This window comes from Ignavibacteria bacterium (assembly GCA_016707005.1).
Lineage (GTDB): Bacteria > Bacteroidota > Ignavibacteria > Kapaibacteriales > Kapaibacteriaceae > UBA10438.
This window is the reverse complement of the sequence record JADJIQ010000005.1, coordinates 295,680-310,175: the sequence shown is the minus strand read 5'-3', so window position 1 is coordinate 310,175 and position 14,496 is coordinate 295,680. Positions and strand designations below refer to the sequence as shown.

At 51.9% G+C, this 14,496-nt stretch carries 7 protein-coding genes; all 7 read left to right on the top strand.

What is annotated here, in order from left to right; translation table 11 throughout:
• Positions 1-8: 8 nt before the first annotated feature.
• The 7 genes from IPI29_09815 (at position 9) to IPI29_09785 (ending at position 14,496) form a co-directional block, all read left to right on the top strand.
• Positions 9-3,599, top strand: coding sequence for a VCBS repeat-containing protein (locus tag IPI29_09815; protein ID MBK7412837.1), 3,591 nt, complete (start codon positions 9-11; stop codon positions 3,597-3,599).
• A 138-nt stretch (positions 3,600-3,737) separates the two neighbouring features.
• Positions 3,738-5,282, top strand: a complete 1,545-nt coding sequence (locus tag IPI29_09810) for a hypothetical protein (GenBank protein ID MBK7412836.1) — start codon at positions 3,738-3,740, stop codon at positions 5,280-5,282.
• Entirely contained in the window at positions 5,251-5,532 is a 282-nt protein-coding gene (locus IPI29_09805; GenBank protein MBK7412835.1) for a hypothetical protein, read from the top strand. Before IPI29_09810 ends, IPI29_09805 begins: the two co-directional genes overlap by 32 nt.
• A complete protein-coding gene (locus IPI29_09800) occupies positions 5,489-9,217 on the top strand; it encodes a T9SS type A sorting domain-containing protein (protein ID MBK7412834.1) in 3,729 nt (1,242 codons plus the stop codon). The genes IPI29_09805 and IPI29_09800 overlap by 44 nt, the downstream gene beginning before the upstream one ends.
• Before the next feature lie 78 nt (positions 9,218-9,295).
• Entirely contained in the window at positions 9,296-10,957 is a 1,662-nt protein-coding gene (gene lnt / locus IPI29_09795) for an apolipoprotein N-acyltransferase (GenBank protein ID MBK7412833.1), read from the top strand.
• Positions 10,954-12,288, top strand: a complete 1,335-nt coding sequence (locus IPI29_09790) for an insulinase family protein (GenBank protein MBK7412832.1) — start codon at positions 10,954-10,956, stop codon at positions 12,286-12,288. The genes lnt and IPI29_09790 overlap by 4 nt, the downstream gene beginning before the upstream one ends.
• 3 nt (positions 12,289-12,291) lie before the next feature.
• Positions 12,292-14,496, top strand: a complete 2,205-nt coding sequence (locus tag IPI29_09785) for an insulinase family protein (protein ID MBK7412831.1) — start codon at positions 12,292-12,294, stop codon at positions 14,494-14,496.

The window sequence follows — 14,496 nt, the reverse complement described above, 5'->3', positions numbered from 1 at the left end:
TGTACGCTATGAACAAACCTCTGAGTTGGGCGATCATGGCTGTCGTCATGATGTTGACAACAAGTTATGCGCAGGCACAAATGCTGTTCACTCGGATGTTGCCTCACGAGACTGGGATTGAGTTTCGTCACGAAATGAACGACCTGAATGTTTCTAAAGATTCGTTGAAGCGAATCAATTCAATGGTTCCTGGATGTGGCGTTGCGATCGGCGATATCACCGGGGATGGTCGGCCTGATATTATACTGTCAAGTTTCTTCGGGCTTGGAATCTATCGCAATGAAGGCAACTGGAAGTACACGAACATTATGCCGACCATCGGCTACACTAATGATTCGCTGAAGTTCTCAACCGGCGTCAATCTTGTGGACATCGACGCCGATGGGGACCTGGATCTGTTTGTTGCTCGGTGGCAAAATACGTGTAGGCTTCTGATCAACGATGGAAGAGGAAGGTTTACTGAAAAAGCTGCTGAGTACGGGCTCAACTTTCTCGATGAAACCGTGAATAGTGTCTTCTTCGACTATGATGGCGACGGCAGATTAGACTGTTACCTCGTTGTCTACTCCAATTTCTATTCCTTGGTCACTACGAATATTCGGTCCGATAGCGCTGTTGGTGCTGAATCTGCACAGCGGCAACGCGACGGAAGCTCAGTTCCAAAGTTCGATGCACAACGGGAATCCATGACTGCTGATCAGGTACGGAAGTTGAATGAATTCTCGGCTACAGAACTCAGACATTCCGGGAATAGGGACAAGCTTTATAAGAATCTCGGAGATGGTCGCTTCCGAGATGTTTCGTATGAAGCTTGGATCAATGACGATGGTATGGGGCTTTCAGCAACGGTGTCGGATATTAACCTTGATGGACTCCCCGATATCTACGTAGCTAATGATTTTAACTCGTCGGATTTGATTTATCTCAATAACGGAGATGGTACGTTTGCCGAGAGCATGAATCGTATGACACGGCGTGCTTCCGTTTTTAGCATGGGAAGTGATATTGCAGACCTCAATGGAGACGGACTGCCGGACATCGTCACCACAGACATGTTGCCGTCAAATCATTTCCGACGCATTCTCAACGCTGGTAGCAACGGAGATATGTCTATTCATAATCCGACGTACGACTCAAATCAAGTCTCTCGGAATATGGTTCAGCTCAACCGTGGTTATAACCAGTTCTCAGACATTGGGTACATGACAGGCATGGCAGCTACTGACTGGAGCTGGGCCTGCCTCATAAACGATTTTGACCTTGACGGACTTGCCGATGTCTATATCGGTAACGGATACACGTCGGATCTTTCCAATCAGGACTATATCTATAACTTGAATTTGCGGCAACAAGGCATTGTGCCCAAACTAGGTTTCCTCACTGAACCCAATTGCATGTTCCGCCAACAAGGCAATCTCGAGTTCACAGATGTAGCAAGGGAATGGGGCGTAGCAGACACAAGCACAACTTTTGGTGCCGCCTACGGAGATCTTGATGGCGATGGGGACCTCGATCTGATAGCAGCCAATATGGACACGGTTGCCTTTGTCTATCGTAACAACGCTGTCGAACAACAACGCGGAGCCTTTGTTTGCCTCACATTCAAGGGTTCCAACGGCAACACTGGCGGTCTAGGTGCCAAGGTACATGTTGTTGCCGATGGACGTTCCTACTACCGAGAACACTACCTCGTGCGCGGATATCAGTCTCGAATGGACGACAAGATGTCTATCGGACTTGGCGCTGCAACCATCATCGATTCCATCATCGTCCAATGGCCGGATGGTCCGGTACAGATCCTTCTGCAACAGCCGGTGAACTCTACCGTTGCCCTCGATCGTGCAAATGCCGAGCCCGCTGCGATGTCGATGTTCCAATCGCCAGAGAATCACAAACCAGTGTTTGTTGATGCAACCTCAACAAGTGGACTCGCCTTCAAACACACGGAAAATTACTTCGACGACTTCAAGCGTTATCGCATCATGCCAACGCGAGTATCCTGGGGCGGTCCGGCCGTTGCTGTTGGAGATGTAGATGGTGATGGTCTGGATGACGTGTTGTTCGGCGACCGTCTTGGTCGCAGCATTGCAACATTCCTGCAGAAAACACCGGGTTCCTTTGTTCGCTCCAATTCCGGTCTCGATGGAGTTGATACCACCTATGAAACACAAGCAATGGTTCTCGTGGACATCGACAACGATGGTGATCGAGATCTCCTTGTGGCAGGGGGCGGTCCGGAATTCGCGGAAGAAGATGTAGAACGTGGACTCCGGGTCTACATCAATAACGGTAAGGGCATTCTCACACGTCAGCTCACCGGTGTACCGCAGATCAGTACCAACGCTACCACCATCAACGCGTGTGACTATGACGGGGACGGTGACTTCGATGTCTTCATCGGTGGCGGGGTAGAGACAGACCGATATCCATACGCATCACAGAGCTACCTCCTTTCCAACAATGGGAAGGGGCTCTTCACCGATGTCACTTCAACAGTGATCCCAGATGTCGCCCGGATCGGCATTATTCGTTCCGCCTTGTGGTCAGACATTGATAGCGACGGACGCTTTGATCTCCTCCTGAACGGCGAGTGGATGCCCCTTACCATCTTCCGAAACACCGGTTCACGGTTCGAAAACGTCACCGCAGCCTCGGGTCTAGAGAAGACGACGGGCTGGTGGTACAGCTTGATGGGCGCCGATGTAGATAATGATGGCGATATGGACTATGTGGCGGGAAACCTCGGGCTCAATTCCCGATATCAGCCAGGTACGGACACACCGATCGAGATCTTTGCCGCCGATTTTGATGAGAACGGGAGTATTGACCCACTCATTACGTGGTGGTTCCGAGGAAAGAGACATATCATACGCGACCGTGGCAAGGTGTTTGCCCAAATGCCCACGCTGAACCGTAAGTTCAATGAATTCATTGACTTCGCCATGGCTTCCGTGGAGCAGGTGGTTGATAAACAGATGCTCGATACCTGCTTCCACAGGGCAGCTGTTATGATGGAATCCATGGTAATGATCAATGACGGTAGGGGGCATTTCACCCTGCGTCCGTTGCCGGCCATTGCCCAGATCTCGCCCGTCCTAGGCATCGAAGCCCTTGATCTCAATGGAGATGCGTGGATCGACCTTGTTATCTCCGGCAATATCTACGGAGCGGAAGATGACGTAGTGCGCTACGATGCAGGAAAAGGACTGGTCATGTATGGCAAGGGAGACGGACAATTTGAGCCCCTTACCCTCCCCGAATCCGGGTTCATCACCCAATTCGATACTAGGGGTCTTGTAAGCGTTCGGAATCCCGGTTCTAAGACCACGCCACTCGTGTTGATCTCTGCCGTGAATAGTCGGGAGGCAATGACGTATCTCCCTATGGCAGAAGGACTTCGCGTCCAGAAGGTTAATCCGATGAAGGTCAGTTCCGCCCTATTCTCAGTAGGGGGCGGCCAACGTCGCACCGAAGTGTACTGCGGTTCCGGCTATCGAAGTCAGACGAGCTGTAATATGTTGGTTCCTCCCGGGGCTACGAGCATGACGACATACCTCGGCTCAAAAAAAACTGGGACCGCATCTGTCACAAAACCCTAGGTATTGGGTTGTACAGTATGGTGAATGTGTATATTTTAAACATTCATGGTTGGGACCCCTCAGGTCTCGGCTCGGCTGTTTGCGCATGACTCTACAAACGAATTGCACGTATAATTTCAACATTCTGGTGGTACACCTATGAAGAGGATCTACTCCTTTCTCTTGGGGCTCGTTGTTATAGTCGGTCTACTGAGCTTCTCTACAGAAGCCCAGGCGCAGTACTGTAAACCGCAGCTCATGCCTGGTTTCTGGGGACAAGGCATCACGTTCTTTGCCTTCGGATCCTTCTCGCGAAGCTCTCCGGGTACGGATTATGCAAACCAGAGTGGTTATGAATACTACACGGGAGCCACTCTTCAGGGAGCTCGGAATACAGATATTCCCGTTCAGATTCAAACAAACGCTTTTGGCCAAAAAGCATATTCGATCTGGATTGACCTCGACCAAGACGGCATCTTCACAACGGACGAGCGTTTGCACTGCTCTGCTGACTACGTCTTTGGTAACTACCTGTTTACAACAACGCTCAGAATTCCATGTAGTGCCCGGACGGGAGTTACACGTCTTCGCTTGTTCTTCATGACACAAGCAGGCACTTGCCCCCAGGATCCGTGTGTGTTCCCTGGTTTTGTTCAAGGTGAAGTTGAAGACTATGACATTGAGATCATCGGCGATTTCGTTTCGTCGTTCCCGAATGACACTCCGGACAGTTCGGCAATTTTGCCTCGTGGCAACATATATGATGGTGCAACTCCACAGCGCCCAAAGCCAAGCATGACGCTTCGTGCCGGACGTGCAGGCCAGAACTTTACGATCAAGTACCGGATCTTTGGACCGCTGCCACTCACAGATACCGTGTATCGCGCGGACTGGACTGCAACCGGCCCTTCCAGTGGTACATTCCCTGTAAGCTTTATTTCGTCTCCATCGTCGGCCTCCGGCCCTTTGGCCGGTTCAGGTGCTGCGTTGAATACCACAACAGCCGTTGGCGGCGAATACACGTTGTTGGTAGAATCTGTTGGCGGAGCTTCGGCATGTTCAAACATCTATGCCAAAGCCTTTACGATAGCTGTGAACAGAGACATGTCTACAAGACAGATCCGTTCGCCACAAACGAACGAAGCACCACGGAAGTACAAGTATCCTAACACCACTCCAATTCCTGTTGAAGCGATCTTCCAGAATTCAGGCTTGGATACAGTGAAGTCCTTCCGCGGAATTGCACGCATCACGGGCCCATCGGGCAATCTCGTCTTCCTCGATACCGTCCAACTCGACGAAGCTATCCCAGGTTCGGCGCGTCTTACGCAGGCATTCCAAAGCTTCATTCCAACGGGCACAGGCCATCAAGTTGGTTTGTATAAGGCACAGATTTGCACGCAGCTCATTACTCCGTTTCCGGATCAGACTTCCTTCAATGACTGTCTCCCACGCCCGGGCCAGCCAGATTTCATCTTTGAAGTTGGCTACAACGAAGAGCCAGCCGTTAGCTCGGTAACAGTACCGGCTACAACGCCTGCACTCTATGCAAACCGTCCGATGCGTCCAGAAGCGGTCTTTGAGAATAATGGTATTCAGGATCTCTCCAATGTTCCTGTTCGCCTCATCATCACGCGACAACAATATTGTTGTGTACAATCAAACAGGTATCGTGGCGGATATTGGTGCCGGACAGTTCAATAAAGCCATCTACACATTCCCTGCATTCACGCCAACAGACGGTGGCGATTATCGCTTCTGCTTCCGTGTTGAATATCCGGGAGATCCTGTAACTACGAACAACGAGATCTGTGTTGATCGCACGATCAACGCAAACCTCGCCGGCGTGTACACGATCGGCGTTACAAAGCCAGGTCCTCGCAACTATCTCACGATCGATGCAGCGTTGGATGACCTCTATATCAAGGGGTGTAAGCGGTGCGGTAACGTTTGAATTCACGGACGCATCGTATACGCAAACAAAGCTTGGAATCAACACGCCAGCCATGGATCTCTCATCGAGGATCATCGGGGTAAGCGCCACAAACACGATCACGTTTAAGACAAGCCTCGAGCGCTCGATCAACAAGGCCGCAGTTACGATCAACTTCGTTACAGAGTCTGGCATCGGTGTCTTGTTAGGCCAGAACATTGCCCCTTCAAATCTGAATGCAGTCCAGCGTCAGACCTACTTCGGCAATGCTCAGAATGCAAACTCCGCAGGGTACATCACATTCGATGGTGGAGCTCAGCGGTCGTTGAAGTTCACGATGCGTAAGACGTCTACTCCGAGCTTCCCATCGCCGTTCACTTCGGTGTTCTACCTCTCTTCTGGATCCTCGAATATTCAGATCAAGAACTGTATCGTAGGTAATGCAGATGGTGTAACACCATCCTATGCATCATCACTCCCGCAAGTGCAGTTCAACTCTGGTTCGAACCAGTTCCGTTTCGAAAGCAATACACGGAATACAAACATCAGCTTCACGGCTGGTATCACGCAGCGTGATACCATCAACCCTGACAACCTCGGAAACCTTGATACGTTGATCAATACGAACAACAGGTTCATGAACAACGAGATCAGCGGATTTGGATACGGTATCGTTTCGATCGGTATCGGACCGCTCATCAAGGCCGGTGTGAACGACTTCCGTCCATTCTACAATCTTGGAACCGAGATCTCGAACAACTTGATCTTCAACGTCCGTCGTGCCGGTATCTTTGCCGCCTACGAAGACGGTGTGAAGATCGTTGCGAACCGCATCTATAATGTTGGCGCCGTCACTGGCGGTACAGAAGCGGATGTTGCCGGTATCATTGCCGGCGGTGAGCAGCGGTACAACAACATGAACCTTCTCATCTCGAGAAATGAGATCAGCGGCGTTCGCGGTAATGCTTGGACGCGTGGTATCGTTGTTGAGCAAGCTCGCAATGACTTCCAGTCGATCAACAGCACAAACAAGGGATTTGGTCCACGCACACAAGCAGGAACGGTAAGCTTCCCGAACCAGCCTGAGCACACATATGTAACGAGCAATACGATCTGGGGATTGTCCCGTGCTGCCGCTGCAACACATATGGCCGGTATCCATCTCTGGACGCGCCGAGCAGCATCAGCAGATCCACTGACTATGCTCATCACGCCGAACATTCCAACGTACTTCACACTCGCAGACTCGGTTGTGAATAACACCGTCCTGCTTTCCAACGACAACATTGTTGGAACAGGTGCAATTGTCGGTGTTGGTGTTCAGAATGCTAATACGCCACAGATCCTGAACAACGCTGTTGCCTTGATGGGCAATGCGAATGCTGCTTCACTGACGCATTCAGCGATCCTTTACGAAGGAACGATCTTCCGCAATGGAAGAGTAAATACATGGTACCTGCCTTCGGATGCACCGGGTGCACTTGTTTCGAATCGCAATGCCATCTATGCTCCAAACGCAGGCATCGCCCGAGTCATTGAGATCTCGGCTACGAGTGAAATCGTTTCTGGTGGTTCACAAACAGAGTTCTCAACGATCGCTCAGTGGCGTAACTGGACAGGTCAAGACATCAACTCTGTGATCGGAAACTTCACAACGGACTTCGTGTATAATGGAGTTGCTCCAAATCAACAACTTCGCGTGAAGGTTACACCTCAACCTCCGGTTGGTTCGATCTTGAACAACCGCGGTGAGCGTCTGCCAGGTACTACACAAGACATCGATGGCAATGTTCGTGGCCAAGCTGGTCTCGGATACGACATCGGGGCCGATGAATTCGATGGTCGTCTCTTTGTGAGTGACCTCGAAGTGATCGACATTCTCAAGCCGGGTGCCTATCAAGATGCAACGGGCGTAACGAACGACGCAGAGTACATCATGACCGTTGCTCCGGTTGATGTTACTGCTCGTATCCGTAACAACGGTGCACTGGCAACTACCAACTCTGACATTCGTGTTCGAGTCTATCTCGAAACAGCTGCTTCGAACAATTCGAGTGCCGCAGTACCTACATGGAATACAACTCCAGTTGTTGACCGTGTTGTAAAGACGGCACTTGGCTCAGGTCAATCGAAGGACATCGTCTTCAACATCCCGGGTTGGACGCCGCAGGTATACTTCGGCATGCCTGGGTATAATGTTCCTTCTCGTCTCGTTTCAATGCGCCTCAACGTTACTCCGCGCTATCGCATTGAAGTAACCACAACATCAGATGAGTACATCCCGAACAACACGCTTTCGAAAGTTGTTCGCTTCTACCTGCGCAAGTCAACGAAGAAGATGGTCCTGTCGCTTCGTGGATCAGCCAACGTCATTTCGACCGGTACTCCTACGCAGAATGACATTGCCGGACGTCTTAACGCAGACAGTCTCCAGAAGTCATTCAATGACCTTGGATACCGCAACGACCCATCGAATAATCGTTTCGACTTCGATGTGTTTGAGCGCAATGCATGGGCCACACGTTCTGTAGACTACACGGTGTATCACACGATGTTCTGGTCACATGATCGCTCGGCACTCACACGTTCTGAACGTGATGATATCCGCAATTATGTTGCATCCGGTGAGCCGGGTATCAAGAAGAACCTTGCGATCTCAGGTCAAGGGTTCCCTGCACAGCACTCAGGTGCAACGGTATCAAGTGATATCAACTTCGTTCAGCGCGTACTTCGTGCGTCGAATCAAGCACCTGGAACACCGTTCCCATCAACCTATAGTGGTCGCAGAGTAGAAGGTCGCGCTATCGCTCGCGGTTCTTCGGATCTCGTAAACCGCACTGGCTTTGTGAACGACGCAGAACCACTTCCTGCACTCATCCGCATCTACTCGGATCCAACTACGTCCGGTATTGCGAACATCGCTTATTCGTATCGTACCGGTGACCGCAACACTGTGGACTCCATCATGGGTACAGCTACTGCTGCTATCACAACGAACACTGTGTATCTCGGCGTAGACTGGCGTCACTTTGCACGTTCAGGCGTACGTACTGGTATTGAGCGCATTGTTCGCGGCATCTTCGACTTCTTCGAATCCAACGGTGGCGGTCTCGTCCCTGTTGAACTCGTGTCGTTCGATGCAAAGGCTCGTGGAAATGATGTAGACGTATTCTGGTCGACAGCGACAGAGAAGAACACGGACCACTTCGATGTGGCTCGTGCAACCGTCTCCGGTGCTAAGGCCGGCGATGCGATCAGCGGTTCCGATTTCGTTACCGTTAGCACGGTTCCGGCTTCGGGCACCTCAAGCATCCGTCGTGATTATGCGATCAAGGACGCTGACCTTGCGGCAGGCACATATGCCTATCGCTTGACAGCAGTTGACAAGGATGGCGCTCGTTCTGCTTCGCAAGAAGTGAACGTTACGATCGGCGAAGAAGGCACTGGTCTTCTCCTTGCAGACGTATCGCCAAACCCGGTTGCCAATGACGCGAAGGTTTCCTTCTCGCTCACATCTGCCGGTCAAGTTCAACTTGTTCTCTTGAACACGGCAGGTCAAGAAGTACTCACACTTGTGAATGCTTCACTTGCAGCCGGACAACACACGGCTTCGATCGACGCTGCTACGCTTGCTTCGGGTGCATATACACTCGTGCTTCGCAGCAACGGCATGATCGTCTCTAAGAACGTGACGATCGCGAAGTAATTCGCCCTCGATTTTGCAGTTCATCGAACCGCTCCTGTGCCCAATGGCGCAGGAGCGGTTCGTAGTTTTGGGCCAGCCATGTCATCCATCCTTCGTGCTCCATTTGTCCGAGCTGCCCTGAGCGGTACACTCCTCGGTCTTGCATTCCCGCAGGTTCTTCCTTTTGGTTTGGCCGGCGTGTTGTCCTTCTTGGGTTTCGTTCCGTTACTCCTCGCCATCATTGATGATGGGCGGGCAACACGCTCATGGAAGATCGTGGCTTGGTTCTATCTCACATTTGTGATCTATCATGGTCTCACCAATTGGTGGGTATGCTCGTGGCAAGAACGTACCGATCCGTATCTGTTTGCAAGCGGTATTGCCCTTTGGCTCTTTCATCCGTTCTTTCTGATGCTTCCATTCGTTGCCTTGGCTTCCATTCGACGCAGACTTGGTACTGGCTGGATGTTGTTCATGGCGCCCCTTTCCATTGCTGGTTTTGAGTGGCTTCATGGGCAAACGGATGCCTCGTACCCGTGGCTTACAACGGGATATTCGCTCATCCATACACCGTTCGCGCAGATCGCCGACACCGTTGGTGTATACGGTCTGAGCTTTCTGATCGCATGCGTGAATGTGGCTATCGTCTATCTCACGCTTCAGCGTGTTGTTGGTCGAACCGTTGTCTACCAAGCTGTTGCACTCTGTCTGGTGCTGGCCTCGTGGCTTGGAATTGGAGTCTGGAAGGCTGCTGATCTCGTTGGAGCAGCCAGCGACGTACGCGTGATGATCATCCAGCCTAATGAGGACCCATGGGATAAGTGGGGTGATACCCGCGCTCAAGTTCGGATGCATCAGCAGTTAACGGATTCGATGCGCAACAGCGGCGTAGTGGCCGACGTCGTTGTGTGGAGTGAGACGTCGATACCCTATACCATCAGGGACCCGCGGTTCATGCCCGAATGGGATGTTCTGCAGCAGTGGGTTGATACCTCATCCATCTCCTTGCTGGCCGGCTATGCAGATATCATGATCTATGCACCCGGTCAAGCACCTCCTTCTGCTAGACAGTCACGCGTGGATCCTTCTGTCCGCTTCGACGCCTTCAACGCGGCCATGATGATCAACGCCGGCAAAAGTGATGTTCCGGTCCATCGGAAGTCGATGTTGACGCCATTTGCAGAACGATTGCCCTTTGCGGATCAGCTCACGTTCGCCATGTCGTGGATAGAATGGGGCGTAGGTATCTCAGCATGGGGGAAGGGGCAGACCAGACTCCCACTCCCTGTGGTAAAGGGGAGTGATACACTCGCTCGGATCGGAACGATCATTTGTATCGAGTCGATCTATCCCGAAGTTGCCAGGGATCTCGTGAACAATGGTTCGGACATCTTATGCGTCATCACAAACGACGCGTGGTATAACGGCACGTGGGGACCGGAGCAGCACTACGACATTGCCCGCATGCGCGCTGTCGAGCAACGCAGGAATGTGATCCGATGTGCGAACTCCGGAGTAAGTGGTATCATTCGATCCGATGGGTCGGAAGATCCGCATCCTGCCATTGCTCCAATGACGCAGGGGGCTGTTATGGTCGCCGCGCAGCGAAGTGGAGATCGTACGTTGTATGCTGTTCTCGGAGATCCAATGCCGATCCTCGGACTCATCCTTACTCTTCTGGCCGTGGTCTCTGCACGAATTCCCCTTATCCTTCGTAATCTTCCGTTTCGTTTCACATCGATCGAGAACACTTCCCTATGAATCGTCAGACCTCCCGGATGGCAGCCCTTGCTGTTGTCATCGTGGGTCTCTCGTTGTCGGCCATGGCGCAAACAAAGCCCCTTGCCTATACTGAGTATGACCTGCCGAATGGATTGCATGTGATCCTCCACGAGGATCATTCAGCCCCCGTTGTTGCCACCGTGGTTCACTATAAGGTTGGCTCACGTGATGAAGACCCTGCGCGAACAGGATTTGCGCACTTCTTTGAGCATCTGATGTTCGAATCAACAGATGCCATTGAGCGTGCTACCATCGATAAGATGGTGAATGGGGCAGGCGGACAGCTCAATGCATTCACGAGCAACGACCAGACCGTCTATCACTTCGTTCTTCCATCCAATCAAGTACGTCTTGCCCTTTGGATCGAAGCACAACGCATGCGAAAGCTGCATGTGAACGCGGTGGGTGTAGAAACCCAACGCGGTGTGGTGAAAGAGGAGCGCAAGAACCGCTACGATAACGCACCGTATGGCGGGTGGATGGAGAAGGTGCAAGCTGTGCTCTTCAAAGGGACGCCGTATCAGTGGTCGCCGATCGGATCGGCACAACACATCGACAGTGCATCGATCGCAGAGTTCAAAGCCTTCTACGATATGTACTATCAACCGAACAATGCGATCCTCGTTGTAAGCGGAGACTTTGACGAAGCACTCGTTCGTGAGACCATCAATGCCTACTTCGGTGGATATCCAAAGGCACCAGAGCCACGTCGTCCGGTTGTGAGTGAATATGTACCGATGTCGGGCGAAGTGCGCGAGACCATCAACGATCCAAAGGCGCAACTTCCCGCATTGTTTGTGGGGTACCGCGCTATGCCGCAGACAGATCCGGATGCCTACGCAGCGGACCTTCTAAGCACCATCATGTCCAATGGCGAATCATCCAGACTTTACCGTGCTATCATAGACAGCCAACAGGTTGCTGTACAAGCCAATCTTTCTGTGTTCCAGCGCGAGTTCACAGGCATGGCCTTCTATGTTGGGATCGCAGCACCAGGTAAGGGGCTTGCAGATGTTGAGAAGAGCATCGATGCCGAGATCGCACGGGTGATTCGCGATGGTGTGACTGACGAAGAACTCGCCAAGGCAAAGAATATCACGGAAGCAAACTTCGTTGAAGGTCGCACGGAGGTCTACGAAAAGGCTCTTTCGCTCTCGAATGCCTATCGCTTTGAGAAGTCGACCAGCGCAATCAATGACGAGATGGCCAAGTACATGAAGGTCTCCAAGGCAGATATCCAGCGCGTTGCAAAGAGGATCTTTGGAACGAACGAACGCGTTGTTCTCACCTACTTGCCAGTGAAGGGGTGAACCATGAAAACCAACACAACATCAAAAGCCATGTACCGAATCGCGTTGCTTGCTCTGAGTTTCTTTACTGTCCTCTCATTTGAAGCAGGCGCACAGACATCCAAGAAGAAATCTTCAAAGAAGGCAAAGAAATCGACTGCCACACAAGCCCCTTCTTCGGCTGATGAGACGCCGAAGTCAGAGAAGCTCGATCCGCCAGATCTGAACGTCAGACCAAATGCGCTCCCTGGTACGGCGTTTCAGTTCCCGGAGTACAAAGAATTCACCTTGTCAAACGGACTGCATGTGTATCTCATCGAGAACCATGAGCAGCCAACACTCACGTTCAGCCTTGCGATCCGAGGCGGCGATGCCTATGATCCGACGGGCAAGGAAGGCACTGCTGCGATTGCAGGCGACATGCTTGGTAAGGGCACGAAGAGCAGGACGGCGCAGATGATCGCTGAGACGCTCGATGGCGTAGGTGCCGGTATCTCGGTGTCCACTGCCGGTGAGTCGATGACCATCAATGCCTCGTTCCTGAAGCGCCACACAAACACGGTACTCTCGATCTTAAGCGAACAATTGCGCGAGCCTACGTTCGATGAAGAGGAGTTGAAGAAACTCAAGCAACAGTATCAGGCGAGCGTCCAGAGCAGACGGTCGCGTGGGATGGAGATCGCCACCGCGCTCTCGCGCAAGGTGATCTATGGAATGGACAATCCTCTTGCACGCCGCACCTCAGAGAAGACCATTGAGTCTGTTACTCGAGAAGATGTTGTGACCTTCCATCGTGACTACATCAGACCGAATTCTGCCTCAATCGCCATCGTTGGCGACATCACTGAGAAGGAAGCACGTGATCTTCTGAAGAAGTACTTCACCTCGTGGGAAAAAGGCACACGTCCGGAGGTGGATTTCCCGAAGATGACAACAGAGCCGGCAGGTGTCTACTTCGTGCCCCGCAAGGGTTCCGTTCAAAGTACGATCATCGTTAGTGCAGCAGGTCCAGCCGTTAGCTCGCCAGACTACGATGCTACTGACATCATGGTGAGTTACGTAGGAGGTGGCTTTGGCAGCATGCTGTTCAATACCTTGCGCGAGACGTACTCCTATACCTACTCACCGTTTTCGACGCTTACGCGCGGACGTCGTTACAATCGTATCGCACTTGGTTCGGAAGTGCGCAACGCTGTGACAGACTCGGCGATCACGGTGATCTATCGAGAGCTTCGCAAACTGGCCGGCGAAGGCCCGGAAGAGGCAGCGCTTAAACGTCGGATCGCCTCTGTGGTTGGTGGATATCAGATCGCCTTTGAGCGTGCTGGTACTGTAGCCGCGGTTCTTCAGAATGCTTGGTTGAGTGACATATCCATTGACAAGGTCATCAACCATACTTCGCATATTCAAGCGCTTTCTGAGGGTGACATTCAAGAGGCAGCAAGCAGATACCTCAACATGTTCAACCTGAGACTCATCGTTGTTGGCAGTCCGGACATACGATCAAAGCTGGAGCAGTTCGGTCCGATCAAAGAATTCACCCTCGATCTTGAACCTGCCAAGGCAGCAGCATTGGAGCCGGTGAACCTCACGGCACAACAGATCGTTGACAAATATGTTGAAGCCGTTGGTGGACGTGCTGCGGTTGACTCCGTAAAGAACGTAGTGATCAAGGGCACCGTTGAGATGAAGATGCAAGGTCGCGACATGAACGGAACCTTCGAACGCACCGTTTCGGCGCCGAATAAAGAGATGTCAGTGATGGATCTCGGCGTGATGAAGCAATCTCAATGGATCAACGGAACATCTGCATGGGTCTCCATGATGAATGGTCCGGCAGGGGAGCAGAGCAAGGACGAATCAGCCAAACTCATCCTTGAAGCGCGCATCTTCCCATTCGCTACCATCCTTTCCGATGGATACACGGTTACCGTGAAGGGCAAGCGCGATGGAATGATCCTTCTTGAGGCTACCAGTCCATTTGGTCGGGCAGATCGATATTTCATCGACGAGAAAACAATGTTGGTCGCGCGCCTTGAAAAGGACGAGCAGACACAACAGGGGATCCTCACCACGACAGAGAAGTACGAAGACTACACAACCGTTGGTGGTGTGAAGCTGCCGGGTGTTACACACATCCAGAACAGCATCTACTCCATGACGATGCGGTCTTCCTATTCCGTCAATGCACCGATCACCGATGCACTCTTCACTCCGCCAACGAAGTAA

What these genes read in the sequence shown, in the direction of transcription:
- IPI29_09815 (MBK7412837.1), top strand. Translation starts at nt 9, where the DNA reads ATGAACAAACCTCTGAGTTGGGCGATCATGGCTGTCGTCATGATGTTG.
- IPI29_09810 (MBK7412836.1), top strand. Translation starts at nt 3,738, where the DNA reads ATGAAGAGGATCTACTCCTTTCTCTTGGGGCTCGTTGTTATAGTCGGT.
- IPI29_09800 (MBK7412834.1), top strand. Translation starts at nt 5,489, where the DNA reads ATGACCTCTATATCAAGGGGTGTAAGCGGTGCGGTAACGTTTGAATTC.
- lnt (MBK7412833.1), top strand. Translation starts at nt 9,296, where the DNA reads ATGTCATCCATCCTTCGTGCTCCATTTGTCCGAGCTGCCCTGAGCGGT.
- IPI29_09790 (MBK7412832.1), top strand. Translation starts at nt 10,954, where the DNA reads ATGAATCGTCAGACCTCCCGGATGGCAGCCCTTGCTGTTGTCATCGTG.
- IPI29_09785 (MBK7412831.1), top strand. Translation starts at nt 12,292, where the DNA reads ATGAAAACCAACACAACATCAAAAGCCATGTACCGAATCGCGTTGCTT.